A 24,412-nucleotide genomic window follows, 5' to 3' on the forward strand; every position below is an offset into this window, starting at 1 on the left:
CATGTGTCGCTACCTGTCACCTCATCGTGCTTACCACTAAAGCTGTAGTCATTTTGCGTGTCGGTTGCTGGGGTCGCATCGCCTGCTCCCTCAAAGGTGACCGTTTGACTGGTTGGAACCGTCTTGTCAGTTATGATTGGAGTGTATAAAAAATTCACAACCGTGTTAGCCAGTTTCCATCCGTTACCGTAAGAGCCCCATACTGGATCTGTTTTCAATACTGGTGTTTCAGTCGGTGTATCAGGTAATGAGCGTTTGTTCCGTGTGGAGCCTGTTGAGGTACTTTTGGTTACATCAAAAGCAGGAATGTAAAAACTAGCATACTCCCCTGGTTTGACATTCTTAATGACAAATTTGTCTGTACCTCTGGTAGGATTTTGAGCAACTTCTGATAGTCGTACTGTCTTTCCGTTAAATGTTGCTGTTGCTTGAAAATCAGCGGTTCCCTTATCATCAGTAAAGGTTATTGTATAGTCAACTTGAACACCATTTTTGGTTTTTGTGTGGTGAAATTGCTGTTCTCCTTTTTTAGCGGAGCGGGAGATATTAGCAATCCCCTTAGCATTTTCAGGAATCTGAACACTGTATCCTTTCTTCTCAAAGGGGGTAATGTTGTATTCCTGACCTACTACGACCTTTCTTTTGATGGTTGGAAAAACCTTTTTGCCCTTGGGATCTACGAAATTGATTTCTTGAGTGAAGATTTCAGGAATACTCATCCTCACAATACTTGTGGGCTTAGAAACATCACCAGTCATTTTCTTTTTAGTAATAAAATGATAGTCAAAACTTAGATTACCAGAAGTACTATTAACAACGAACTGATCTTTTTCGTTAATGTTGACAGAAACTGATTCTAAGTTGGTTTTTTCGCCATTTTTCTCAATAGGCTGGTAAACAGGAGTGGGTTCGGTATCTCGATCAGTAACTGCTTTGTGAATCGCAGCATACGTTTCTCCTTCAGGTATATTTTGGGAAACAACAAGTGTATCTGTTTTGCTGATTTTCACATTGGCAAAGGTATAGTGATCTGCGTTAGGGTCTTTTACGATGTTGTCTGGTGTCTCAGGTAACTTAAGAGTCCAACCTTGAGGCAAATCCTTGGGGTCGACATCTACATTACCGTCAGAATCGGATTTCTTATCCGCAAAGTAAGAAGCATCTGAGTAAACAATAGGTTTTGCAGGTTCACTTACTTGGCTAGTGTTGGGACTTTTGGGATCCTCCTTAGACGTTTGGTCTGTGGAAATTGGTGCGCTTGTCCTATCTTCTACAAGCGCTTTGTGTGGAGCAACATCGTTAGTAGGAGCACTTTGAGTAGCTTGCTCAGCAGTTTTCGGTGCTGTTTCAGCTTTTGGCTCTTGAGTGGTAGTAGTAACGACAGTACTATTTGATGTGCTTTCTTGATTTGTTGTCGAAACAGTGGGTGTTTTGGCACTGTCAGGCGCATTTGAAGGAGCAGTGATAGTGACTGTAGCAGAGGTCTTATCCTGCTGTTCCGCAGACACTTGTGTAGGTGTTACAAAAGCAAAAGCGAGACCTAGCAGAACACTAGCTGCTCCAAAATGGTATTTTCGAATGGAAAATACCTGTTTCGTTTTAAATTTTTTCAAAATTAAAAATCTCCTTTAAGCAACAAAAATTGTAGCCATTATACACCTACTAAAATCGCTTGTAAAGGGTTTTCTTAAACTTTTTGTTATAAAATATTCTTATGAAATAGATGGCGCAATCAGTTGCATAAGCCAGTATAAAAGCTACAAAGACTGCTAATAGTGCACCTATTAAATTATAAAAAATATTTATATGTAATCCATTGAACTAAAAAATAAATATTATATAAAATCAATTCTCATTTCTTTTCAAAGATGAAAATCAGAGAAAACCTTTTCTCATTTTAGAATCTTTTACTAAAATATGAGAAAAAATGATGTAACTCAATAAAAAGATGAATTGTTTATTTTCTGATTGATGGTGTGTTAGTCTGTCAATGGAAAAAAGGGCATTTTTCATGAAGATGCTTGGTCTGGTGCGGTGTTTACAATAGTCAGTTACTTTATTAATTCATCGATTTTCTACTATTATATAGTCGAGCTATTGATGAAAAAATAGTTTTAAAAAATAACAATGAAACCCTTTACAAGAATTCTGTGATATGATATAGTGTTGGAGATTAAGAAAGGAGGGTTTTAAAAGATGTCTGTAATCGCAATTTTGAAAGTGGTATTTGGCGCTTTGGGTGCTTTGTTGACTTGGCTTTCTGGTCATCTTAGCTAATCCTAGAGATTTTCCATTCAAACCATTTGGTTTTCCAGCTATTTAGCTGGGGAAATACCTAGACAGTTGTTTAGGTATTTTTTATTACCCTAATAGAAAAAATAAATAGAAGATACTAAAATGTAAATTGTACAATTAGCTGAAATTCCTACTTCATCTGTTTTTTAGATTTTAAAAAGGAAAAAGTCTTTTGGAAAATCAACTTTCTAGCTTTGTTTATCAGTGAGTCTAAGACTTTGCTACTGGATAAGATTACAATTTTCACGATAGGAAAACCGCTGAATTCTGTGGAAAATTTTTGGCTAATTTCTCAGTTCTATTGGTTTTTGTCGACAACGATTATCACTTTATAGGGCATGTGGAAAATCGTGTCTTAGCTATCCAAATATGACAACAGGAAATGAATACTAAAAAAATTTATCTTTTTGCTATCAATGCTTGAAATTCCTAAAAATCATGTTATAATTAACCAGTAAACAATTAACTAGTTAAGTATATACTTGACTTGATGAGGAAAGGAAAATGATGAGAAGAAAATTAGTATGTCTATTGACTGCTGTGGCATTAGTTCTTGGAGTATCGCTTGCCTTTAGCAAAACAGGCTATGCAGAAGATAAGATAAAGGTAGTGACCACCTTTTATCCTGTCTACGAATTTACCAAGGAAGTCATGGGGGATGAGGGAGATGTTTCACTTTTAATTAAGGCGGGAACTGAACCGCATGATTTTGAGCCTTCTACAAAGGATGTTGCTAAGATTCAAAAGGCAGACAGCTTTGTCTACATGAATGATAGCATGGAGACTTGGGTCAGCTCTATCAAGAAAACAATCGGAGACAGCTCTAAGTTTATCAACGGTACAGGTGATATGCTGCTTCTAGCTGGTAGTGAAGAAGAGCACGAAGAAAGTGGCAAAAGTCATAGCCACACCTACGATCCACATGTTTGGTTATCTCCAAAACGAGCCAAAACTGTTGTCGAAAATATCCGTGATGGCTTGATAAAAGCTTATCCAGACAAGAAAGAAACCTTTACTAAAAATGCTACCGATTACATCACTAAGCTAGAAGCATTGGATAAGAGCTATGAAGCGACGCTCTCAAAAGCTAAACAAAAGAGCTTTGTCACACAGCACGCAGCCTTTTCTTACCTTGCCCTTGATTATGGACTCAATCAAATTGCTATCACAGGTGTTAGTCCTGAGATTGAGCCAACCGCAAAACGTCTAGCTGAACTTGCAAAATATATCAAAAAATACGATATCAAGTATATTTACTTTGAGGAAACAGCCTCAAGTAAAGTAGCAGAAACGCTAGCTAATGAAGCTGGTGTTAAAGCAGCAGTGCTCAGCCCAATTGAGAGCCTAACCAGCAAGCAAGAAAAAGCTGGTGAGTCTTACATCTCTATCATGAAATCAAATCTCAAAGCCTTACAAAAAACAACCTCTGTCAAGGGTAGAGAGATTAAGGCAGAGTTTGGTGCAAGTGAAAAAACGGTTGAAAACGGTTATTTCAAGACAAGTGCTGTCAAAAACCGCACCTTGTCTGATTGGAGTGGCAATTGGCAGTCTGTTTACCCTTATCTTGTAGACGGTACGTTTGACCAAGTGTGGGATTACAAGGCAAGACTCAACAAAGATAAAACTGCAGAAGAGTACAAAGCCTACTACACAACAGGTTACAAGACAGACGTTACAAATATCAGTATTGACGGTAGCAAAAACACTATTACCTTTACACAAAATGGTGAAAAGAAATCTTTTACCTATAAATATGTCGGCTACAAAATCTTGAAGTACAAAAAGGGCAATCGTGGGGTTCGCTACCTCTTTGAAACAGAGGACAAAGATGCAGGCGAGTTCAAGTATGTCCAGTTCAGCGATCATGGTATCAAACCACAAACAGCTTCGCATTTCCACCTCTTCTGGGGGAAGACAAGCCAAGACGATATCCTAAAAGAAATGAACAACTGGCCAACTTACTATCCTGAAAAACTCTCAGGACACGAAATCGCTCAAGAAATGGTAGCTCATTAAGAAAATAGGAAAGGCTAGATTAAATGTTTCTAGTCTTCTATTTTTAACTTTTAACACTAAAAAACCATTTCCAATAATTTGGAAATGGTTTTTTAGTGTTAAATGACAAGTATGGTTTACTTGAGACCGTATTTTTTGTTGAAACGATCCACACGTCCGTCTGCTTGAGTGAATTTTTGACGACCTGTGTAGAATGGGTGTGAATCTGATGAAATTTCAACACGGATAAGTGGGTACTCAGCACCTTCAAATTCAACTGTTTCTTTAGAAGACTTTGTTGAACCACTAAGGAACTTGTAGCCAGTAGTAGTATCCATAAAAACTACTTGACGATATTCTGGATGGATATCTTTTTTCATGTTTAACAATTTTCCTTTCTGCCATAGCTTCTTGTGAGCCATAGTTTATTAACCATTATAGTTTATCAAAACCTGTCTAACTTGGCAAGCTTTTTTTGATTGATTCGCAAAAAAGATTTTTAAAACAGTTAAGTAATTGTCGTTATTAGACTTTAAGACTTAGAAAAATTAAAGAAATAGTTCTTTTAATTCTTGGAAAATTTGGGCGTTTTCTGCCGCGCTGTAGGAGTTGGCACCGCTAGCTAGAGGATGCCCTCCTCCATCATGACGTTTAGCTATGGCATTGATAACCTTGTCTTTACTGCGTAAACGTACACGGTAATGCTTGTCAGCTTGCTCGACAAAAATCGCCCAAGCTTTGATACTATCAATTTTTCCAGGACTTCCAACAATAGCGGCAGTTTCGGCATCAGTCACATCAAATTTTTTGAGTATCTCTTGTGTCAGTAGAACACAAGCTGCACCAGTCGGATCAATCTCAAGATGTTCGAAAACATAACCTTGCAACTTAGCGATTTTTAATGGGAAAGAATCCATTTGACGTGATAGAGCTGAAAAGTCAAATGGAAACTGTCGGAGATAACTTGCAATAGCTAGCGTTTTACTGCTAGTTGCTGGATAGAGAAAACGTCCAGTATCGCCGATAATACCGATGTAAAGCAAGCGAGCCGCTTCATCTGAGAGAGAAAGTCCAACAGTCTGTGCAAAATCGCAGATAATCTCGCTAGTACTAGAAGCTGTAGTATCTACATAGCAAATATCACCATAGCTATCATCGTTTGGATGGTGATCTATCTTAATTAAAAAAGCTCCACTAGCATAGCGTTTATCATCAATACGAGGTGTGTTGGCTGTATCTGTAACAATGACGAGAGCGTCTTGATAGTCGCTATCTGTCACTTCATCCATGTGTGTTATCCAATCTAAAGTTGGTTCATTATGACCTGTTACAAGGACACGTTTATCTGGAAAATTATGCGTGATAATTTTTTTCAGTCCGACTTGACTACCTAAAGCATCTGGGTCTGGCTTCATATGGCGATGAATGATAATGGTGTGATAATATTCTATTTTAGCTAAAATCTCTCGAAACATGTTATTCTCTTTTCTAGTAAAAGTTTTTTCCATTATAACATAAATCTCCACAGGTATTCATAAGAGATGATTTTAAATGCTATTTACCATTTCTTTTAAAGCAAAAAATTAAGAAAATAATCAGTCTTTTTGACAATAACCTATCAAATAAACTAAAATTATGCTAGAATGGATAATAGGAGGAATATATGGCTTTAGCAAAAATTATTTATGCTAGTATGACTGGTAATACAGAAGAAATCGCAGATATCGTTGGACAGAAGTTAGAAGAATTAGGTCATGATGTGGAGATTGACGAATGCACAACTGTTGATGCTAGTGATTTTGAGGGTGCAGATATCGCAATTGTCGCAACTTACACATATGGTGATGGTGATTTACCCGATGAGATTGTAGACTTTTACGAAGATTTAGCAGACCTTGATTTGTCTGGTAAAATTTACGGTGTGATAGGTTCTGGAGATACTTTCTACGACTATTTCTGTAAAGCTGTCGATGATTTCGAAGAGCAGTTTGCACAAACGGGTGCTGAAAAAGGTGCTGAGAGTGTCAAGGTTGATTTGGCAGCTGAGGATGAAGATATTAAAAAATTAGAGGCTTTTGCAGAGACACTGTCTGCTAAGTTAGGATAGACACATAAAACGATGAGTTATCGAGCTTAGGACGAAAGCTCATGGTTTTTATGTACTATAAAAAAGTTTCTATCTCTATTGGTCTAGTTTTGATAGGCTTGATATTTTTCAGAAAGGATATCATAAATATGAATCTAGTAGATATACGTAAAGCCATTGATACACTTGATAAAGATCTGGTTACTTTATTAGAGAAGCGTATTCAACTTGTTTCTGAAGTTGTCGCTTATAAAAAAGCAACAGAAACCGCTATTTTTGATAAAGAGCGTGAGAAAGCCATTCTCGATAAAGTTGCTTTCTGTGTGATTAATAAAGAATTTGAGGAAACAATTGTAGCGATATTTGCTGATATTATGAAACAATCACGCCTTTATCAGGAAAAACAAATGCATGACTAGTCTAAGAGAAAGCGTGATTATTTTTATTGGCGCCCTTTTTGGTGGTTTATCACGCTATTTATTTGGTCTTTTATTTCCAACTTTATATGGTTTATCTATTGATACGCTTATTATAAATTATTTAGGGACTTTTCTACTTGTCTTTTGTATTAAAGGTTATTTGAGTCGAAAAGGTCTATCGTCTGCCTGGCAACTAGCTTTAGGGACAGGATTTTGTGGTAGTTTTACGACTTTTTCGAGTGCGATGTTGGATTTATTCAAATTCGTTGAAACTGGTCGTTACCTTGTTTTTTTCTGCTATAGTGTCTTGTTAGTTTTTGGCGGATTAGGTGTTGCCTACTTATCTTATTATCTGTTAGAAAAATTGGAGAAGTAGGGAATGACTATCATTTACATGTTGCTTTGTTGTGGTGTTGGGGCTCTTCTACGTTTTTATCTTTCACGATGGAATGTTGCGCCAGCTTATTTGGGAACTTTTTTTGCAAATATTCTGGGTTGCTTTTGTCTCGGACTGTCCTATCATTATTGTCAGGATAGTTCAGTTTATCTCCTACTTGCAACAGGATTTTGTGGAGGGTTGACTACTTATTCTACTTTTCAAACGGAGTTGTTATCACTTTTGCGAACTCCAAAATATCTAGTGGTCTATGTCATTTCAACCTATAGTCTAGGATTTTTGGCGATTTGTGTAGGTTATTTTATTTAATCCTCTTTACAGAAGTGGATGAGTATGATATACTTTTAAGAGTGTGTGATGGACACACAAAAAACGGCTAATCCGCTGGGACAAGAACTTTATGATTAGTAAGAGAAGGAGAAAAATAAATGAATCCATTAATTCAGAGTTTGACAGAAAGTCAACTTCGTACTGATATCCCATCGTTCCGCCCAGGTGATACTGTGCGTGTACATGCTAAAGTTGTCGAAGGAACGCGTGAACGTATTCAGATTTTTGAAGGTGTCGTTATTTCTCGCAAAGGACAAGGCATTTCAGAGATGTATACTGTTCGTAAAATCTCTAGCGGTATCGGTGTGGAACGAACTTTCCCAGTACACACACCACGTGTTGAAAAAATCGAAGTTGTTCGTTACGGTAAAGTGCGTCGTGCGAAACTTTACTACTTGCGTGCATTGCAAGGTAAAGCAGCTCGTATCAAAGCAGTTCGTAAATAATTCTGATACAGTTGTATCAAGTCTGCCAAAAGGCAGATTTTTTACTTGACCTCTTAGTTAAATGGATATAACAACTCCCTCCTAAGGAGTAGTTGCTGGTTCGATTCCGGCAGGGGTTATTGACTAAAGTGATAAAGACAAAATACAAACGAGTTTTTGAGTGCTTTTATAGTGATATTACCGCACTATCTGAAGCTTCCAATAAAATTATAAAAAATAATTATAAAAAGCTTGACAAGTAAAAAAAAACACGGTACAATAAGAAAGGTTTTGGATGAAACTGACCTAAGACAGTAGGGGAGCGGTGCTCATAATAGTCCTACCGAGGCACAAAACGTGATTTGAAAATAACGGTTTTGTACTTTCGTGTCTAGGTGTAGATGCGTTTTTTTTGTATCTATCCCAAAAATAAAAACGGAGGTAAAACTAATGAGTGAAGCAATTATTGCTAAAAAGGCTGAACAAGTCGAACTTGTTGCTGAAAAGATGAAAGCAGCGACCAGTATCGTCGTTGTAGACTCTCGAGGTCTTACAGTTGAGCAAGACACAGTTCTTCGTCGTAATCTTCGCGAAAACGGTGTTGAGTTTAAAGTGATTAAAAACTCTATCTTGACTCGTGCAGCTGAAAAAGCAGGTCTTGACGAGCTGAAAGACATCTTTGTTGGACCATCTGCAGTAGCGTTTTCGAATGAAGATGTTATTGCACCAGCAAAGGTTCTTAGCGAATTTGCTGCTAATGCTGAGGCGCTTGAGATTAAAGGTGGAACAATTGAAGGTGCAGTTTCTACTAAAGAAGAGATTGATGCACTTGCTAAATTGCCAAACCGCGAAGGTATGCTTTCTATGCTCCTTTCAGTGCTTCAAGCTCCTGTTCGAAACGTTGCATATGCTGTCAAAGCAGTTGCAGAAGCAAAAGAAGAAGCTTGATGCTTCAAGTAGCTTGAGCTACGAATCTATTTTATTATTTAACTATTTTGGAGGAAACGACAATGGCATTGAACATTGAAAACATTATTGCTGAAATTAAAGAAGCTTCAATCCTTGAGCTTAATGATCTTGTAAAAGCTATCGAAGAAGAATTTGGTGTGACTGCGGCTGCTCCTGTAGCAGTTGCAGCCGATGGTGCTGCGGATGCAGGTGCTACTAAAGATTCATTTGATGTTGAATTGACTGCTGGTGGTGACAAGAAAGTTGCTGTTATTAAAGTCGTTCGTGAAATCACTGGTGAAGGTCTTAAAGAAGCTAAAGCACTTGTTGATAACGCACCATCTGTTCTTAAAGAAGGTGTTGTAGCAGCTGAAGCTGAAGAACTTAAAGCTAAACTGGAAGAAGCTGGAGCTTCAGTTACTCTTAAATAAAAAGCATATAGCAATTTAAAAGCGGAATCCCGATTTACCAGTCTTTTATAGCTTATAGCGATTTAAGGAAACTGATAAATCGATTTGGTTTTCTGCCAAAAATCCTGTCAACAAATATTTGACAGGATTTTTGTTTTTATAGGAAAAGTGTAAGAGAAAAAAGAGACTCATTCTAAAGAGTCTCTTTTTTCTAAATTGAAATTAGTTTAGCTCCATTTCTAAATTGTCATTCTTCATTTATCGTTACAGTCGATAAAGAGTGGGAAATCTACTCCTTTTTGAGGGAATCCCTAGCAATATTATAAAAATGGTAAGAGAAACAATGGTAAAAATAAAGTAAGAGTAACTAATCTTTTCAACATAGTAAAACCTCCTTTTTATCATTATAACTAGTAATATTTGGTAAAAAGATAATTCGCAAATATGAAAAAAAAAGAAAAAGAAAAATCATATTTGCGAATTGACAAAAAAGAGTTAAAAAAATGATACACTATGTTCGTAAATTATTTGATCAAATTTTTTATGCTGTTTATATCATTAGGAGGTGTCTTACCATGGAAAAATTAAATCATAATGCAGTAACTTCTTTGAATGAAGTCTCAGATTCTGAATTAGATACTATTTTAGGTGGTAGCCGTTGGTGGCAAGGAGTTTTGCCAACAATTTCACACGAATGTCGTATGAATTCATTTCAACATGTTTTTACCTGTTGTTAAGAAGTTAAAATAACAGCGCCCTTTTTTGGGGGTGCTGTTTTAAAAGAGGATAAATTTATGAACAATCCGTTATTTCCTGAATTCTTATCGTACATAAAGAAAAATGATGACACTGTAAAAAAATCGTTATCCCTTTATAGCGAGGACTTTATTGATTTATATATTTTCAAATTATTCGCTAAGGCTCTTGTCTACTTAATTAATGAAAAGAGAGAAAAGAAGTCTTTGCTTGGTTTAAACACAGAGGAAAGATATGATTATTTTACCAAACACTATGTGCTTACAGGGAAAATATTAGATGAAATCCGAACTAAGTTTCCCAATATTAATCATTCATTTTATAATTATTTCACCTCTTTAAATATGCTGGGAACTCAAGTAACATCTGATTACGTGAATGATCAATCGGATCTTATTAATCTTGGTTTAGCAAATAAATCAGATAAGATAGTCAATCTTCAAGTGGTAGGCGATATGCACAATGTAGCAGCGGTCGTTAAAGTTAATCTTACAGGTAGATCCCTGTATTATAAACCACATTTAGATAACTACATCGTTTTCAATGAAATTCTTCAATTATTAGTGTGTTTTCTTTTGTGATACTTTCGATATATTTATATGCAGTTTCGCAATTACTTACTTTCCTGTCAGTATTACTACTAGCCTTTTATGCTATTATTAACTTTTTGATATACAGAAAAATTCTTAATGCTAATTTGAAATATGTTCAGCAAACTATCACTGTTTCTGATAAGATTCAAGAGGGTTTAGCGCAAATTGATCATATTAAAGCTCAAGGAATAGAAGAGACTTGGGAAAAGAGTGGGTAAATGCTAGCATGAGTAGTCAAGAACTTTATAATGATATTTTATCACTTCAGAGTTTAATTAATATGATTAATCAATTATTCACTATTTCTAGTGTTGTCATACTAATTTATTCAGGAATGACTTTAGTATCTCTTCATAGAATTAACATGGGAGACTTGGTTCTATTTCAGACAATTTTTGTTTCTCTGCTATCTTCAGTAACACAATTTCAAACGAGTCTCTTAGAGTTGTCCAACTTAAATGTTTATTCAAAGAAGATTCAAAGTTTATTTATAAAATATAAACGAAAGCCAGATCAGATTATTCCAAATAATCACTACATCCTTAAAGCAAAGAATGTTTCATTTAGTTATTACGGAAATAAGCAAGTCATTAAAGATTTTAATTTAACTATCCGTCCAGGTGAAAAAATTGTTATTTTGGGCGAATCAGGGTCGGGTAAGACCACCTTGCTTAATGTTCTTTTAGGATTGTACAAATACCAAGGAAATATTTATTATGGGGTCGAAGATTTTAGAAAAAAGATAGGTGTCGTTACTCAAAATATGACTTTAACTAGTGGTCCGCTTATTAACAATTTAATTGGCAACTTGATTATCACACCAGAAATTTTGAATGAGGTGAACGATGCAATAAACGCCGTTAATATGATGGAGACTATCGATCAATTACCCAAGAAAATTTTTTCAAATCTTTTCCAAAATGGCAAAAATCTCTCAGGTGGACAAATTCAGAGATTGCTAGTTGCTAAATCACTTCTCAATGATAGTAAATTTCTAGTCTGGGATGAACCATTCAGTAATTTAGATAATCTCAATAGGGAAAAAATTTACAATAATATCTTAAATTCGATACAATATAACGATAAGACCTTAATTTTATCTAGCCACCATACAGATTGTGTGCAATTTATGGATCGGATTATCTTCATTAATTCAAATGGTCAAGTAGATATTGGAAGTGATGAAGAATTAAGATACAATAATTTTGAATATAGACAATTTATTGGTATGAATAAAGGAGAAAAAGATGACTAAACCAATACTTTCAATTAAAAATTTGTCCAAATCATTTGGTGAGCAAAAGGTTTTGGACAATCTTAATATGGAGATTAAGCCAGGTGAAATTTACGGTTTCTTAGGGGTTAATGGAGCAGGTAAATCGACTACTATGAAGATTATTTTAGGGCTACTTTCTAAAGATAGGGGCGAAATTATTGCTCTGGGTCATTCTTTACCTAAGTATCGCAATCAGGTCTTATCAGAGATTGGTGCTTTGATTGAGGAGCCTTCCTTTTACCCTAATCTAACTGGTTTTGAAAACTTGCAGCTGATTCAAGAATTAGCTCATTTACCAAAAGAAAATATTAAAGTTGCTATGGAAGCTACTGGTATTTACTATGCTAAGGATAAATTAGTACGTAACTATTCTTTAGGAATGAAACAACGGCTTGGTATTTCAATGGCTTTGATTAAGTTTCCTAAATTTTTGATTTTAGATGAACCGACAAATGGTTTGGATCCTGATGGCATTCATCAAATGCGACAATTAATTCGCTCCTTACCGCAAAAGTTTAATATGACGGTCTTAATTTCAAGCCATATTCTTTCAGAAATTGAAAATCTTGCTGATACTGTTGGGATAATTAAAGATGGGCACCTTATTTATGAAGGTAGTATTAATCGTTTACTTAACCAGGAGAAGAAATATCGATTAAAGGTTAACAATCTGGAAAAAGCGATTCAGATTATTCAACATTTTGATAGTAATATTACTGTTACAAAAGATAATGATACCCTTTTACTATCATTACCTGACCATGCGTTTGTTCCTGACTTAATTACCCAACTAGTCCATAACGAACTCCAAATTTATGAAATTTATGGAGTTAAAAAGACTTTAGAATCAGTCTTTCTAGACCTAACTAAGGAGTGATGAATCATGAAACAACTATGCAGTGAAATTAAAAAGTATAATCGAAATCGCCTTTGGCTACCAATTTTAGGTTTATTTTTATTTTCAATCTACTGGTGTTCTGTTAGTAATAATATTCAAATTAACAAAAATTCATCTAATATTTTCCAGACCCTAGTCTTTAACCTATATACTATTAATAATCTAATCATTCCCTTTAGTGTAGCCTTACTTGCTTCTAGAATGGTAATGATTGATAGAAAAAACCGCATGTTTAGCGTTTTATTTACCAATGGTGGAAATGAGATTGGCTTATTTCTAAGTAAATATATCCTTGGGCTCTTAATCCTTTTTATCGGATTTGCTTGCCAACTCATTTTTACAATTTTCTCTAGCAAGTACTATCATACGAGCGTTAATCATAATGAACTAATCCTATTTGTTGTTGCTATGCTGTTAGGAAGCGGAACAATGTTACTGATACAGCTGTTGTTTTCCTTTGTCATTGAGTCTCCAATTATACCGATTGTTATTGGACTTGCTGGAAGCTTCTTAAGTATGTTAACTTCAGGGCTATTGTCAAAGCAGATTACTATTTTTATTCCTTGGGAATATCTTTCAACTTTAAACCCTTATACTATTAATGATAGTGGGATACACCCTTTAACTAATTATCAACTTTATTTCAGTTTAGTGCTCATTATTCATCTACTACTTCTAATTATTTCAATCTGGTTAGTGTTTAAAGAAAGGATTATTCATGAATAGTCGGTTAATTAAATGGGAGCTCAAAAAGCAACAACATACTTATCTCCCAATTATCTTATGTTGCTTTATTATTGTTGCTATTTTTCTTGGATCTTTTCTATATTTCATGAATCAGCAAGTGTTTAGTAAAGACCAGACACAATGGCTAGCTTTGTGGGGTGAGATTGGCTTATTTTATGCTCAGTTATTTTTCCCATTATTGATTGCTATTATTGTCAATGCTGTTTGGTATCAGGAGTTGGAACAAAATAGTTGGCATCTGTCATCGCTACTTCCAATAAAGGGAAGTAGGCTTCTCATTGCTAAAGTTGTTACTGCTTCTTTTTATTCACTGCTGAGTCAAATTATATTGATTATCTTATATTACTTAATTGCTTGCTTAGCTCATTTTCCAATATCTCATGTAAATCCCTTTACTTTTATTTGGTGGGGCTTACTAGGGTGGGGAGGTAGTCTTTCTATTATTGCTCTACAATTCTTCGTGTCTATTAGGTTTAGTCGATTTACATCACTAATTTTTGCATTAATTTTAGGATTGGGTAACTTTGTAGCTCTGTTAATGGGACCTGGGATTTTTAATCTATATCCTTACTCACAGATTGCTGTTGGAATGAGGGTGCGTGCATATGAAAACATGTCCTTTTCTGAATTTGTTTTTTTCCTGATTACTAATCTGGTGTGGATGGTAATTGGATTTTTCCTTTCTAGAATTACAATGAAAAGGAAGTATCATTTTTAGTGGATTGATAGGGGCCTCTTTTTAAAGTTTTCAGGAGTTCTTTGTATTAAGCTTTTTCTTGCTTATTGTGTCAGGGTATAACATCAGTATTTTCTTACGCTAGTTCACATACACTATGTATCAGATATAGAAGAGGGTTTTAGAAGCAACGACAAATCTAGAAAAGTTCTGAGTTTTATGTTATTATCATAGTATAAAAGTAAAGATGAGGACTTCTGTATGCTAAAAAAATCGTTAGAGCTAGGGGGAACTTTTCAAGGAGTTAAGGCTTGCACGTGGTCTGAAATTAAAAGACGTAGCGAGAGAAAATTTATCAGTTTCACAATTATCAAAATTTGAAAATGGACAAACGATGCTAGCTGCTGATAAATTACTTATTGCCATCCAAGGGATTCACATGACTTTTTCAGAGTTTGGTTATGCATTAACACAATATCAAGAACCTGATTTATTTAAAATTGGGAATCAACTAGTAAACTTTCAAGCAAAAAGGGACGTTGAAGGTTTGAAGGAGCTTTTGAAGAACTATCAATCTCGAGAGACTTATGAAGTTTATCACCAGTTAAATAAACTAGTGCTTAAATCTGCAATACATTCATTGGAGCCGAGTTTTGAAATTACGAATGAAGAAAGGGAGTTCCTGACTTCCTATCTCTATGCGATTGAAGAGTGGACTGAGTATGAGCTCTATCTTTTTGGAAATACTTTATTTATTTTATCTGATGAGGACTTGATTTTTTTGGGCAAGGCTTTTATGGAGCGAGATAAATTATATAAGGAACTTTCAGAACATAAAAAACGGGCTGAGTTAGTTTTAATAAATTTAATTTTGGTGTTAGTTGAACATCAAGACTTTTACTATGCTTCCTATTTCATTAATAGCCTTGAGAAAATGTTAACTTATCAAGATATGTTTGCTAGAGTTGTTTTAAACTTTTTAAAGAAAGTTATTCGTTATATAGAAGATGGGGCAGCAGATTTATCTGATGTTGAAGATTATATTCATTTAATTGAACAGCTGGATAACCCTACTTTAGTGATGTTTTTAAGAACTAACTTAGAACAGATTATTAACGATCAATGAATTGACATCTTAATGATGAGCCAGCCCCAGTTTATGATGGTATAGAGATTGTCCATTTAGCAAATTCAATCTATAAAGTCGTCAAGATGAAAAGGAGATTAAAAGAGGTGAGTTGGTCTCTCCTCTTTTTTCTGTATTTTGTGTGGAATTTGGTATAATAAAAGCATGAATGAAGTGATTAAGCATAAATTAGAGCTTTTACCAGATAGTCCAGGTTGTTATCTTCATAAGGATAAAAATGGAACGATTATTTATGTTGGCAAGGCTAAAAATTTAAAAAATCGTGTACGCTCTTATTTTCATGGTAGTCATAATACTAAGACCGAGCTCTTGGTGTCTGAAATTGAGGATTTTGAGTATATTGTCACAGGTTCCAATACGGAGGCATTGTTACTGGAGATTAATCTCATTCAGGAAAATATGCCAAAGTATAACATTAAACTTAAAGATGATAAGTCCTATCCTTATATCAAGATTACAAATGAGGTATATCCAAGACTACTCATTACACGTCAGGTTAAGAAAAATGATGGGCTTTATTTTGGGCCCTACCCCGACTCAGGTGCAGCAACGGAAATTAAGCGTTTGTTAGACCGTCTCTTTCCCTTTAAAAAATGTACGAATCCGGCCAATAAAGTTTGCTTTTATTATCATCTAGGGCAGTGTCATGCTCATACTATCTGCCATACGGATAAGGCTTATTGGGATGGCTTAAAAGAAGACGTTAAATATTTCCTTAATGGAAAAGATAATAAAATTGTGGATGGTTTACGCGACAAAATGCAATCGGCAGCCACTCAGATGCAATTTGAGCGTGCAGCGGAATATCGAGATTTGATAGAAGCTATTGGCGTTTTGCGAACCAAGCAACGTGTTATTCACCAAGATATGAAAGACCGTGATATTTTCGGTTATGCTGTGGACAAGGGGTGGATGTGTGTGCAGGTTTTCTTTGTGCGAAACGGGAAGCTCATTCAGCGTGATGTGAATATGTTTCCCTATTACAATGAACCTGAGGAGGACTTTTTGACCTATATTGGTCAATTTTATCAGGATAAAAAACACCTCTTGCCAAAGGAAGTTTTCATTCCAAGGGATATCGATCTAGACTTGGTACAGGTTTTGGTCAATAGTAAGGTCATCAAGCCTCAGCGTGGCGAGAAAAAGCAACTGGTTAATCTAGCAGCTAAGAATGCTAGGGTCAGCCTCCAGCAAAAGTTTGATTTGTTGGAAAAAGATATCCGCAAAACCCATGGCGCTATAGAAAATCTGGGTCATTTACTTGATATTCCAACGCCTATTCGCATTGAGGCTTTTGATAATTCTAATATCCAAGGGACCAGTCCAGTTTCTGCTATGGTCGTTTTTGTAAACGGTAAGCCGAGTAAAAAAGACTATCGTAAGTTTAAGATTAAGACGGTGGTAGGATCAGACGATTATGCTAGCATGCGTGAGGTCATTTATCGCAGATACAGTCGTGTTATCAAAGATGGATTAACACCGCCAGATTTTATCGTGATTGATGGTGGACAAGGGCAGGTCAATGTTGCAAAAGAAGTGATTGAAAAACAACTTGGTTTAGCTATTCCTATTGCTGGTTTGCAAAAAAATGATAAGCACCAAACGCATGAGTTGCTTTTTGGGAATCCTTTGCAAGTTGTATCTTTACCAAGGCAGTCTGAGGAATTTTTTTTATTGCAACGTATCCAAGATGAGGTTCATCGCTTTGCTATTACTTTTCACCGTCAAGTACGTTCTAAAAATTCCTTTTCATCCAAGCTAGATGGTATCATAGGACTTGGACCTAAGCGTAAACAACTATTAATGAAGCATTTCAAAAATCTAACCAATATCCAAAAGGCGAGTATTGATGAGATTATCAATTGTGGTATTCCACGCACTGTTGCTGAAAATATCCTTACTACCTTATGTTCAAAAGAATAGTCATTGTTTTATAAATGATAGACTAATAAATAAAAACCGCTCTAGAGCGGTTTTTATTTATTAGTGAGCTATACGTTTACGAGCTGCCTTTTTACGATTTTCTTCAATGAAAGCTGCTTTTTCCTCTTCAGGTTCGATGATTGCTTTTTTGACAGCATAGATAGCTCCTGCAACGGTGGCAGCAGTAGCAGCAACACCTGTAATAACACCCTTAGCAAATGCAAATTTTTTAGCCATAATCATTCTCCTTCAAGTTATTGGTGCAGAAAGGTTTTCCTCTCAGCTTCTATGTTATAATATATAGTAACCTATGCTTGTAAAAATAGCAAGTAAAAAATGAAAAAGGACGGAAGTTATGTCTCAAAAATTAATTTGTGTTGTAGGACCGACGGCTGTGGGTAAGACGGCGCTCGGTGTGGAGTTGGCACAGATATTTGATGGTGAGATTATTAGCGGAGATAGTCAGCAAGTTTATAGACAGCTTGATATTGGAACGGCAAAAGCGAGTGAAATGGAGCGTGCTTTAGCTATTCATCACTTGATTGATGTTAGAGAGGTCTTTGAGACTTATTCTGCTTTTGATTTTGTTAAAGAAGCAACAAAGGCTATTACGGATATTGCGAATCGTGGTCGTGTGCCAATTATTGTTGGTGGAACAGGTCTGTATCTGCAGAGTCTGCTTGAAGGTTATCACTTGGGTGGAAAAGGAGATCAAAAAGCGATACTTGCATACCGAAGAGAGCTAGAAAAACTGTCAAATTTGCTTTTGAAAAAGGAAATGAATGTTTACGGTATTTCTCTACCGTTGTCAAATCGTAGACGTGTCATACGTGCTTTGGAACTTGCTCGCTTTGGAATGGATATGGAAAATCAAACGCCAGATTATGATGTCCTTATTATTGGATTAAATGACGAACGTGAGAAACTTTACAAACGCATCAACAATCGAGTAGACCAAATGGTTAAAGATGGTCTGGTAGAGGAAGCTAGATGGCTCTATCAGACTTATCCTCATGTTCAAGCTAGTCGTGCTATTGGTTATAAGGAATTGTTCCCTTATTTTGAGGGAGTTGTCAGCTGGGACGAAGCGCTTGATAAGCTAAAGCAAAATACACGCCGTTTTGCTAAACGTCAGCTGACTTGGTTTCGTAATCGGATGGCGGTAGATTTCTATAATATCAGTGATGATGAAACGCATGAAGCTATTTTAAATGCTGTGCATGGTTTTTTAGAAAACTAATATTGAACTAACTTAAATAGTTGAAATATGCTATAATGAAAGGTACATGGGGAGGTGAGGCTATGTTTGAGACACAAGAAGAACAAGAACGAGTGTTATTGTTAGGTGTTACATTACCTGAACAAGAAAGCAGTGAGATGTCAATGGATGAGTTGGCTAGTCTTGCAACGACTGCAGGTGCAAAAGTCATTGCTAGTTTTGTTCAAAAACGGGATTGCTACGATAGCAAAAGCTTTATCGGTTCGGGAAAGCTTCAAGAAGTTTCCGAGATGGTTGAGAGAGAATCCATTGACACTGTGGTTGTTAATAATCGTCTAACACCACGACAAAATAGTAATCTCGAACAAGTACTTGGTATCAAAGTAATTGACCGTATGCAATTGATTTTAGACATTTTTGCTATGCGAGCTCGTAGTCACGAGGGAAAGTTACAGGTTCATTTAGCACAGTTGAAGTACATGCTTCCTAGGCTGGTGGGTCAAGGTATTATGCTAAGTCGTCAAGCAGGTGGTATTGGCAGTCGTGGTCCTGGTGAAAGTCAGCTTGAGCTCAATCGTCGCTCCATTCATCATCAAATTGTAGATATTGAGCGTCAACTCAGGCAAGTAGCTAAAAATCGTGAAACTAGTCGTGAAAAACGTTTGGATGATGAGGTTTTTAAGATTGGTTTGATTGGTTATACCAATGCTGGAAAATCTACTATTATGAATGTGTTAACGGATAATCAGCAATATGAAGCTGACGTGCTTTTTGCCACTCTTGACGCGACAACAAAACAGATCTATCTAGCAGAACATTTTCAAGCAACACTAACTGATACAGTTGGCTTTATTCAAGATTTGCCAACAGAGCTGGTAGCTGCTTTTAAGTCAACGTTGGAAGAAAGTAGGCATGTGGATTTGCTGTTACATGTGATTGATGCAAGTGATAGCAATCATGCTGAGCAGGAAAAGGTCGTTTGCAATCTCCTTGATGAGTTAGGAATGTCGAACATTCCTCGTCTAGCCATTTACAATAAAATGGATATAGCAGACAGCTTAAACGCAACGGCTTTTCCAAATATTCGTCTGTCTGCTAAAGCTAAGGATAGTAAGCATGTGTTGCGTCGATTGATTGTAGACCAAATCCGTGAACAATTTGAGCCTTTTGCTATCAAAGTCAAATCAAGTGAACTCCATAAATTGTATTCGCTACAAAAGGTAGCGTTGATCGATTCTTTTGATATGGCACAAGATGTTGGGGAACTCTCGGGTTACATTGCTCCCAAAAACAAATGGAGGTTGGAGAGATTTTATGGTTGATTATATTGATTTGGCACTACGTTATGGAGGTTTTACTAGCCTAGATAGGGTTTATTTAACAAACTGTTTGGAACGTTTATCAGATGATGATAAACTAACGTTAATCACCCCTCCACCAAGCGTGATTAATGCTTACTTTGCAGAGATTTACCAAAAGCAATCACCAAAGGCGGCAACAAATTACTATTTTGAGTTATCAAAGGCGTTTCACCTTTTTATTGAGCAGCCCAGTTTTTTAGAGGTAAAACCCTTTGTGCGTCTGAATCTATCTGGAAAGTCCTATGGTTTTGCCTATATGTCAGATAAAGAGCTAGCACAAGTATTTTCAGAAACCGATGAGCCAATTTCAACGTCTGTTTTATTAGAGATAGCGCATCTCTTTCCACACTATGTGGTTTATACGGTAGAGAATAAAATTATGATGCGAGAGAAAACTTTTTCTGAACGTATCTTATTAGATGAAACCCCAAAAGACTGTCTTTTGGGGCAAGTATCACGCTTAGAGAATGATGTGATAAGAATCACAAGCTTTAATCACGAAGAACTTTTGGATTTGGCAAAAGTTTATGAAGGTCAACGCTACTATCAGTCAGACGGTAAACAAGCTACACTTTATATTGAAAATAGAAAGGATTGAACATGGAAATCCAATTTTTGGGAACAGGGGCAGGGCAGCCCTCTAAGTCTCGTAATGTCTCGAGCTTAGTACTTAAGCTTCAGGACGAAATCAATGAAATTTGGATGTTTGATTGTGGCGAAGGGACGCAACATCAGATTTTAGAGACAACTATCAAGCCACGCAAGATTCGCAAGATTTTCATTACGCATTTACACGGGGATCATATCTTTGGTTTACCCGGCTTTTTGTCTAGCAGAGCTTTTCAAGCAAATGAAGAGCAGACAGATATCGATATTTATGGACCAGCAGGGATTAAAAATTATGTTCTTACCAGTTTGCGTCAGTCAGGAGTGCGATTGCCGTATCATATTCATTTTTATGAATTGACCCAAGATAGATTGGGCAAAATTTTAGAAACAGAGAAATTTACTGTTTATAGTGAGAAACTTGATCATACCATTTTTTGTATCGGTTACCGTATCGTACAAAAAGATTTAGAAGGAACTTTAGATGCTGAGGCATTAAAAGCAGCTGGTGTACCGTTTGGTCCTTTATTTGGTAAAATCAAAAATGGTGAAAATATAACATTAGAGGATGGTCGTCCTATTATCGCTAAAGACTATATCTCTGAACCGCGTAAAGGTAAGGTCATTACTATTTTAGGAGATACTAGAAAGACTGATGCCAGCGTGCGTCTAGCTTTGGGAGCAGATGTTTTGGTTCATGAGTCCACTTATGGAAAGGGTGATGAAAAAATAGCGAAAGCACATGGACATTCAACTGTCATTCAAGCAGCAGAAGTCGCTAAACTAGCATCGGCCAAACGCTTACTTTTAAATCACATCAGCGCTCGCTTTTTGGGACGAGATTGTAGACAGTTAGAAATAGCTGCTAAGACTATTTTTTCACAAGCACATATTGTTAAAGATTTGGAGGAGGTTACGATTTAATGACCGAAAGAGTGATTCTGATAACAGGCGCTAGCGGTGGCTTAGCACAGGCTATAGTTTCTCAGCTTTCTAGCAGTGATCAATTGATTTTATTAGGAAGAGACCGTAAAAAATTAGAAAAACTCTATGGTAAGAGACAACAGACAGTATTTTATACGTGTGATATCACAGATGAAAAAGAAGTAGCACAGCTTATAGAGAAAATCTATCAGCGCTTTGGGCATATTGATATTCTTATCAATAACGCTGGTTTTGGCTCTTTTAAGTCTTATGATACTTATACCGATGCTGAGATTCGAGATATGTTTGCGGTCAATACTTTTGCTGTTATGCTCTTTTCTCGTCTTGTTGGTGAGAGAATGGCAAAGGCTGGACATGGTCATATTGTCAATGTCGCTAGCATGTCAGGATTGATAGCAACGAGTAAAACTTCGATTTATTCAGCGAGTAAGTTTGCTGTGATTGGTTTTTCAAATAGTTTACGACTAGAGTTAGCGGATAAACAGGTTTATGTGACAACAGTCAATCCGGGTCCCATACGCACAGACTTTTTTGATACAGCAGATCCGTCAGGTCATTATCTGAAGAGTGTTGAACGATTTGTGCTTAGCCCTGAGATGGTGGCAACTAAGATTATTTCTATCCTTGGCAAAAATAAGCGTGAGGTTAACTTGCCTTTGTTACTTAACTTTGCATATAAGGCTTACACACTCTTTCCTAAAACAGCTGATTTTTTAAGTAGAAAGGTCTTTAATTTCAAATGATTTCAGCAACATACGAGTGGACTTTTAACCCTCAAGTGCCTGATGAAGCATTTTTAGAATTAGCAAAAGCGCATAATCTTGACGGTATGACCAGCCAGTTTCTCTACAATCGTGGGATTGATACTGAGGAAAAATTGCTCAATTTTTTAACATATGATATTTCAAAACTGCACGATCCCTATCTCCTTCATGACATGGATAAGGCAGTGAGCCGTTTGCGTTTAGCTATTGAAAGTGGAGAGCAGATTCTCGTTTATGGTGATTATGACGCTGATGGGATGACATCGGCTTCTATTGCTAAAGAAGCACTTGAAATGCTGGGTGCTGAGGTGCAGGTGTATTTGCCAAATCGTTTTACAGATGGTTATGGACCTAATCAGAGTGTTTATCAGTATTTCATTGAACAACAGAGTGTTTCGCTTATCTTGACAGTTGATAATGGTGTCGCTGGACATGAGGCTATTTCTTATGCCAATGAACAAGGCGTAGATGTGATTGTCACAGATCACCATAGCTTACCAGAAGAGTTACCTGATGCGTACGCTATTGTCCACCCTGAACATCCAGATAGCAATTATCCGTTTCCTTATCTAGCGGGGTGTGGGGTTGCTTTTAAGCTTGCATGCGCTCTTTTAGAGATGGTGCCAGAAGAGTTGTTAGATCTGGTTGCGATAGGAACGATTGCAGATATGGTGAGTTTAACTGATGAAAATCGTCAGTTGGTTGCTATGGGCTTACAAGTGATGAAAACAACTGAACGTATTGGATTACAAGAACTTCTAAGGCAGTCTTCTATTGATTTAGGGGAGGTAGATGAAGAGACTATTGGTTTTCAAATTGCACCACAATTGAACGCTTTAGGGCGTCTTGACGATCCAAATCCTGCTATCGCTCTTTTGACTAGCTTTGATGACGAAGAAGTTGTTGCTATCGCCGAAATGGTTCACGCTAAAAATGAAGAACGAAAAGCGCTTGTGCAGAGAATATACGATGAAGCGATGGACATGGTGGATTTGTCAAAACCTGTTCAAATATTGGCTAAAGAAGATTGGCATCCAGGTGTTTTGGGTATCGTTGCGGGGCGTATTTTAGAAAAAATCGCACAGCCTGTTATTGTTCTTGCTATTGATGACGGTAGAGCTAAGGGAAGCGCTAGAAGTGTTGAGGCACTGGATATTTTTTCAGCTCTTAATAGTCACCGCGATCTTTTTCTTGCATTTGGTGGTCATAGTGGAGCTGCTGGGATGACACTGGAAGTTGATAAGCTAAATTCTCTAGAAGAAGAATTGATTGACTATATCTCATCTCATCATCTGGACATGTCTCATAAAAAAAACTTGCAGTTAGATGTTAATCTTCGCTTAGGAGAACTTAACTTAGAGCTTCTCCGCAATATCAATACCCTCGCTCCTTTTGGAATGGACAATCCCAAACCAATCTTTTGGTTAAAGGATATAGCGGTAGAGCAGGCAAGAACGATGGGGCAAAACAATGCACACCTCAAGATGAAACTCTCTCAAGATGGTGTGTCTTATGACCTTATTGCCTTTCATCAAGGCGGACATCTGCTTGATTTTCAGCAGGCACAAGGGCTCGAGTTGGCAGTGACACTAGCTATCAATGAATGGAATGGCAAGACCACTCTCCAACTTATGTTGGTGGATGCTCGTGTCAGAGGTCTTCAATTGATTGATTGTAGATCAAAGACTGCTTTGATTCCAGAGGAAATCCCAGATATTTTTGACAATCCCAATAGCCTACTCGTTGCAGTGAAAACAGTGCCAGAGACTGAAGAGAAATTGCGCCAGCTATTGTGTCAACATCGCTTTGAAGCGATTTATTTTAAAAATGCTATTGCTAAGCCTTACTATCTAACAGGATTTGGTACACGTGATCAGTTTGCAAAACTTTATAAGACCGTTTATCAATTCCCTGAGTTTGATGTGCGCTATAAGCTTGATGAACTCAGTCGTTATCTCAATATTCCAGAGATTTTACTCATTAAAATGATTCAAATCTTCGAGGAATTACAGTTTGTGACGATTACTGATGGTGTGATGATGCTCAACAAAGAAGCTCAAAATCGTGATATTTCAGAGAGTGTTATTTATCAAAATTTAAAAAAACAAGTTATCTTTCAAGAAATGATGGCGCTTGCAACTCCAAAGGAAATTTACGATTATTTGACAAGTGATACAGAGAAAAAAACAGAATAAT

At 36.5% G+C, this 24,412-nt stretch carries 25 protein-coding genes, 1 tRNA gene, 1 pseudogene and 1 other annotated feature; of the genes and pseudogenes, 23 read left to right on the forward strand and 4 right to left on the reverse strand.

Going from position 1 to position 24,412, the window contains the following annotated elements; translation table 11 throughout:
* Nucleotides 1-1,613, reverse strand: a 1,613-nt coding sequence (locus tag NXS10_RS00005) for a YSIRK-type signal peptide-containing protein (protein WP_259136353.1), incomplete at its 3' end; no start/stop codon positions are given.
* Nucleotides 1,614-2,802: 1,189 nt separating this feature from the next.
* Between NXS10_RS00005 and NXS10_RS00010 the strand changes: the two genes are divergently transcribed.
* Nucleotides 2,803-4,311, forward strand: a complete 1,509-nt coding sequence (locus NXS10_RS00010; RefSeq protein WP_259137297.1) for a metal ABC transporter solute-binding protein, Zn/Mn family — start codon at nucleotides 2,803-2,805, stop codon at nucleotides 4,309-4,311.
* 116 nt (nucleotides 4,312-4,427) lie between these two features.
* Here NXS10_RS00010 and NXS10_RS00015 read toward each other — a convergent pair whose 3' ends face one another.
* Together NXS10_RS00015 and NXS10_RS00020 are read right to left on the reverse strand one after the other, a co-directional pair.
* Nucleotides 4,428-4,670: a type B 50S ribosomal protein L31 gene (locus tag NXS10_RS00015; protein ID WP_115269015.1), complete on the reverse strand. Its 243-nt coding sequence runs from the start codon at nucleotides 4,668-4,670 to the stop codon at nucleotides 4,428-4,430.
* A 168-nt stretch (nucleotides 4,671-4,838) separates the two neighbouring features.
* Nucleotides 4,839-5,765 carry a DHH family phosphoesterase gene (locus tag NXS10_RS00020; RefSeq protein ID WP_259136354.1) on the reverse strand — a complete coding sequence of 309 codons (927 nt, stop codon included), beginning with the start codon at nucleotides 5,763-5,765 and terminating at the stop codon, nucleotides 4,839-4,841.
* Nucleotides 5,766-5,953: 188 nt separating this feature from the next.
* Here NXS10_RS00020 and NXS10_RS00025 point away from each other — a divergent pair, with 188 nt between their 5' ends.
* The 16 genes and pseudogenes from NXS10_RS00025 to uvrC all read left to right on the forward strand — a co-directional run bounded on the left by NXS10_RS00025 (nucleotide 5,954) and on the right by uvrC (nucleotide 17,321).
* Nucleotides 5,954-6,397, forward strand: coding sequence for a flavodoxin (locus tag NXS10_RS00025; RefSeq protein ID WP_259136356.1), 444 nt, complete (start codon nucleotides 5,954-5,956; stop codon nucleotides 6,395-6,397).
* 128 nt (nucleotides 6,398-6,525) lie between these two features.
* Entirely contained in the window at nucleotides 6,526-6,795 is a 270-nt protein-coding gene (locus tag NXS10_RS00030; protein ID WP_259136358.1) for a chorismate mutase, read from the forward strand.
* A complete protein-coding gene (crcB, locus tag NXS10_RS00035) occupies nucleotides 6,788-7,171 on the forward strand; it encodes a fluoride efflux transporter CrcB (RefSeq protein ID WP_259136360.1) in 384 nt (127 codons plus the stop codon). Before NXS10_RS00030 ends, crcB (NXS10_RS00035) begins: the two co-directional genes overlap by 8 nt.
* 3 nt (nucleotides 7,172-7,174) lie before the next feature.
* Nucleotides 7,175-7,501 (forward strand): fluoride efflux transporter CrcB, encoded by a 327-nt coding sequence (gene crcB, locus NXS10_RS00040; protein WP_259136362.1) that lies wholly within the window; start codon nucleotides 7,175-7,177, stop codon nucleotides 7,499-7,501.
* Between the two features lie 119 nt (nucleotides 7,502-7,620).
* Nucleotides 7,621-7,968, forward strand: a complete 348-nt coding sequence (rplS, locus tag NXS10_RS00045; RefSeq protein ID WP_259136364.1) for a 50S ribosomal protein L19 — start codon at nucleotides 7,621-7,623, stop codon at nucleotides 7,966-7,968.
* A gap of 47 nt (nucleotides 7,969-8,015) precedes the next feature.
* A tRNA-Arg gene (locus NXS10_RS00050) sits at nucleotides 8,016-8,087 on the forward strand.
* Between the two features lie 147 nt (nucleotides 8,088-8,234).
* Nucleotides 8,235-8,369 (forward strand) — a sequence feature (ribosomal protein L10 leader region).
* 28 nt (nucleotides 8,370-8,397) lie between these two features.
* A complete protein-coding gene (gene rplJ, locus NXS10_RS00055) occupies nucleotides 8,398-8,895 on the forward strand; it encodes a 50S ribosomal protein L10 (protein WP_259136366.1) in 498 nt (165 codons plus the stop codon).
* A gap of 62 nt (nucleotides 8,896-8,957) precedes the next feature.
* Nucleotides 8,958-9,326, forward strand: coding sequence for a 50S ribosomal protein L7/L12 (gene rplL / locus NXS10_RS00060; protein WP_259136368.1), 369 nt, complete (start codon nucleotides 8,958-8,960; stop codon nucleotides 9,324-9,326).
* 554 nt (nucleotides 9,327-9,880) lie between these two features.
* Nucleotides 9,881-10,042, forward strand: a complete 162-nt coding sequence (locus tag NXS10_RS00065) for a lacticin 481 family lantibiotic (protein ID WP_259136370.1) — start codon at nucleotides 9,881-9,883, stop codon at nucleotides 10,040-10,042.
* Nucleotides 10,043-10,099: 57 nt separating this feature from the next.
* Nucleotides 10,100-10,642, forward strand: coding sequence for a hypothetical protein (locus NXS10_RS00070; RefSeq protein WP_259136371.1), 543 nt, complete (start codon nucleotides 10,100-10,102; stop codon nucleotides 10,640-10,642).
* Between the two features lie 211 nt (nucleotides 10,643-10,853).
* Nucleotides 10,854-11,909: an ATP-binding cassette domain-containing protein gene (locus tag NXS10_RS00075; protein ID WP_259136372.1), complete on the forward strand. Its 1,056-nt coding sequence runs from the start codon at nucleotides 10,854-10,856 to the stop codon at nucleotides 11,907-11,909.
* The gene (locus tag NXS10_RS00080) at nucleotides 11,902-12,807 is read left to right on the forward strand and encodes an ABC transporter ATP-binding protein (RefSeq protein WP_259136373.1); all 906 of its coding nucleotides are present in this window, start codon (nucleotides 11,902-11,904) and stop codon (nucleotides 12,805-12,807) included. Before NXS10_RS00075 ends, NXS10_RS00080 begins: the two co-directional genes overlap by 8 nt.
* Before the next feature lie 6 nt (nucleotides 12,808-12,813).
* Nucleotides 12,814-13,554: an ABC transporter permease gene (locus NXS10_RS00085; RefSeq protein ID WP_259136374.1), complete on the forward strand. Its 741-nt coding sequence runs from the start codon at nucleotides 12,814-12,816 to the stop codon at nucleotides 13,552-13,554.
* Entirely contained in the window at nucleotides 13,547-14,293 is a 747-nt protein-coding gene (locus NXS10_RS00090; protein WP_259136375.1) for an ABC transporter permease, read from the forward strand. Before NXS10_RS00085 ends, NXS10_RS00090 begins: the two co-directional genes overlap by 8 nt.
* Before the next feature lie 219 nt (nucleotides 14,294-14,512).
* Nucleotides 14,513-15,377 (forward strand): annotated as a pseudogene (locus NXS10_RS00095) (Rgg/GadR/MutR family transcriptional regulator).
* A 165-nt stretch (nucleotides 15,378-15,542) separates the two neighbouring features.
* A complete protein-coding gene (gene uvrC / locus NXS10_RS00100) occupies nucleotides 15,543-17,321 on the forward strand; it encodes an excinuclease ABC subunit UvrC (protein ID WP_259136376.1) in 1,779 nt (592 codons plus the stop codon).
* Between the two features lie 60 nt (nucleotides 17,322-17,381).
* Here uvrC and NXS10_RS00105 read toward each other — a convergent pair whose 3' ends face one another.
* Nucleotides 17,382-17,558 carry a DUF3042 family protein gene (locus NXS10_RS00105; protein ID WP_259136378.1) on the reverse strand — a complete coding sequence of 59 codons (177 nt, stop codon included), beginning with the start codon at nucleotides 17,556-17,558 and terminating at the stop codon, nucleotides 17,382-17,384.
* A gap of 118 nt (nucleotides 17,559-17,676) precedes the next feature.
* Here NXS10_RS00105 and miaA point away from each other — a divergent pair, with 118 nt between their 5' ends.
* The 6 genes from miaA to recJ all read left to right on the forward strand — a co-directional run bounded on the left by miaA (nucleotide 17,677) and on the right by recJ (nucleotide 24,411).
* On the forward strand, nucleotides 17,677-18,561 hold the full coding sequence (gene miaA / locus NXS10_RS00110; RefSeq protein WP_259136379.1) for a tRNA (adenosine(37)-N6)-dimethylallyltransferase MiaA: 885 nt from the start codon (nucleotides 17,677-17,679) through the stop codon (nucleotides 18,559-18,561).
* Between the two features lie 62 nt (nucleotides 18,562-18,623).
* Nucleotides 18,624-19,862 (forward strand): GTPase HflX, encoded by a 1,239-nt coding sequence (gene hflX / locus NXS10_RS00115; RefSeq protein WP_259136380.1) that lies wholly within the window; start codon nucleotides 18,624-18,626, stop codon nucleotides 19,860-19,862.
* Nucleotides 19,855-20,499: an HIT family protein gene (locus NXS10_RS00120; protein ID WP_259136381.1), complete on the forward strand. Its 645-nt coding sequence runs from the start codon at nucleotides 19,855-19,857 to the stop codon at nucleotides 20,497-20,499. Before hflX ends, NXS10_RS00120 begins: the two co-directional genes overlap by 8 nt.
* A 2-nt stretch (nucleotides 20,500-20,501) precedes the next feature.
* On the forward strand, nucleotides 20,502-21,431 hold the full coding sequence (gene rnz, locus NXS10_RS00125; RefSeq protein ID WP_259136382.1) for a ribonuclease Z: 930 nt from the start codon (nucleotides 20,502-20,504) through the stop codon (nucleotides 21,429-21,431).
* Nucleotides 21,431-22,195, forward strand: coding sequence for an SDR family NAD(P)-dependent oxidoreductase (locus NXS10_RS00130; RefSeq protein ID WP_259136383.1), 765 nt, complete (start codon nucleotides 21,431-21,433; stop codon nucleotides 22,193-22,195). The genes rnz and NXS10_RS00130 overlap by 1 nt, the downstream gene beginning before the upstream one ends.
* A complete protein-coding gene (gene recJ, locus NXS10_RS00135; protein ID WP_259136384.1) occupies nucleotides 22,192-24,411 on the forward strand; it encodes a single-stranded-DNA-specific exonuclease RecJ in 2,220 nt (739 codons plus the stop codon). The genes NXS10_RS00130 and recJ overlap by 4 nt, the downstream gene beginning before the upstream one ends.
* The last annotated feature ends 1 nt before the right edge of the window (nucleotide 24,412 follow it).

It is taken from the genome of Streptococcus sciuri, from assembly GCF_024814375.1.
In the GTDB taxonomy this organism is placed as follows: Bacteria; Bacillota; Bacilli; order Lactobacillales; family Streptococcaceae; genus Streptococcus; species Streptococcus sciuri.

Excerpts from the sequence above, each read along its gene's own strand:
- NXS10_RS00010 (WP_259137297.1), top strand. The coding sequence starts at position 2,803 with ATGAGAAGAAAATTAGTATGTCTATTGACTGCTGTGGCATTAGTTCTT.
- NXS10_RS00015 (WP_115269015.1), bottom strand. The coding sequence starts at position 4,670 with ATGAAAAAAGATATCCATCCAGAATATCGTCAAGTAGTTTTTATGGAT.
- NXS10_RS00020 (WP_259136354.1), bottom strand. The coding sequence starts at position 5,765 with ATGTTTCGAGAGATTTTAGCTAAAATAGAATATTATCACACCATTATC.
- NXS10_RS00025 (WP_259136356.1), top strand. The coding sequence starts at position 5,954 with ATGGCTTTAGCAAAAATTATTTATGCTAGTATGACTGGTAATACAGAA.
- NXS10_RS00030 (WP_259136358.1), top strand. The coding sequence starts at position 6,526 with ATGAATCTAGTAGATATACGTAAAGCCATTGATACACTTGATAAAGAT.
- crcB (WP_259136360.1), top strand. The coding sequence starts at position 6,788 with ATGACTAGTCTAAGAGAAAGCGTGATTATTTTTATTGGCGCCCTTTTT.
- crcB (WP_259136362.1), top strand. The coding sequence starts at position 7,175 with ATGACTATCATTTACATGTTGCTTTGTTGTGGTGTTGGGGCTCTTCTA.
- rplS (WP_259136364.1), top strand. The coding sequence starts at position 7,621 with ATGAATCCATTAATTCAGAGTTTGACAGAAAGTCAACTTCGTACTGAT.
- rplJ (WP_259136366.1), top strand. The coding sequence starts at position 8,398 with ATGAGTGAAGCAATTATTGCTAAAAAGGCTGAACAAGTCGAACTTGTT.
- rplL (WP_259136368.1), top strand. The coding sequence starts at position 8,958 with ATGGCATTGAACATTGAAAACATTATTGCTGAAATTAAAGAAGCTTCA.
- NXS10_RS00065 (WP_259136370.1), top strand. The coding sequence starts at position 9,881 with ATGGAAAAATTAAATCATAATGCAGTAACTTCTTTGAATGAAGTCTCA.
- NXS10_RS00070 (WP_259136371.1), top strand. The coding sequence starts at position 10,100 with ATGAACAATCCGTTATTTCCTGAATTCTTATCGTACATAAAGAAAAAT.
- NXS10_RS00080 (WP_259136373.1), top strand. The coding sequence starts at position 11,902 with ATGACTAAACCAATACTTTCAATTAAAAATTTGTCCAAATCATTTGGT.
- NXS10_RS00085 (WP_259136374.1), top strand. The coding sequence starts at position 12,814 with ATGAAACAACTATGCAGTGAAATTAAAAAGTATAATCGAAATCGCCTT.
- NXS10_RS00090 (WP_259136375.1), top strand. The coding sequence starts at position 13,547 with ATGAATAGTCGGTTAATTAAATGGGAGCTCAAAAAGCAACAACATACT.
- uvrC (WP_259136376.1), top strand. The coding sequence starts at position 15,543 with ATGAATGAAGTGATTAAGCATAAATTAGAGCTTTTACCAGATAGTCCA.
- NXS10_RS00105 (WP_259136378.1), bottom strand. The coding sequence starts at position 17,558 with ATGGCTAAAAAATTTGCATTTGCTAAGGGTGTTATTACAGGTGTTGCT.
- miaA (WP_259136379.1), top strand. The coding sequence starts at position 17,677 with ATGTCTCAAAAATTAATTTGTGTTGTAGGACCGACGGCTGTGGGTAAG.
- hflX (WP_259136380.1), top strand. The coding sequence starts at position 18,624 with ATGTTTGAGACACAAGAAGAACAAGAACGAGTGTTATTGTTAGGTGTT.
- NXS10_RS00120 (WP_259136381.1), top strand. The coding sequence starts at position 19,855 with ATGGTTGATTATATTGATTTGGCACTACGTTATGGAGGTTTTACTAGC.
- rnz (WP_259136382.1), top strand. The coding sequence starts at position 20,502 with ATGGAAATCCAATTTTTGGGAACAGGGGCAGGGCAGCCCTCTAAGTCT.
- NXS10_RS00130 (WP_259136383.1), top strand. The coding sequence starts at position 21,431 with ATGACCGAAAGAGTGATTCTGATAACAGGCGCTAGCGGTGGCTTAGCA.
- recJ (WP_259136384.1), top strand. The coding sequence starts at position 22,192 with ATGATTTCAGCAACATACGAGTGGACTTTTAACCCTCAAGTGCCTGAT.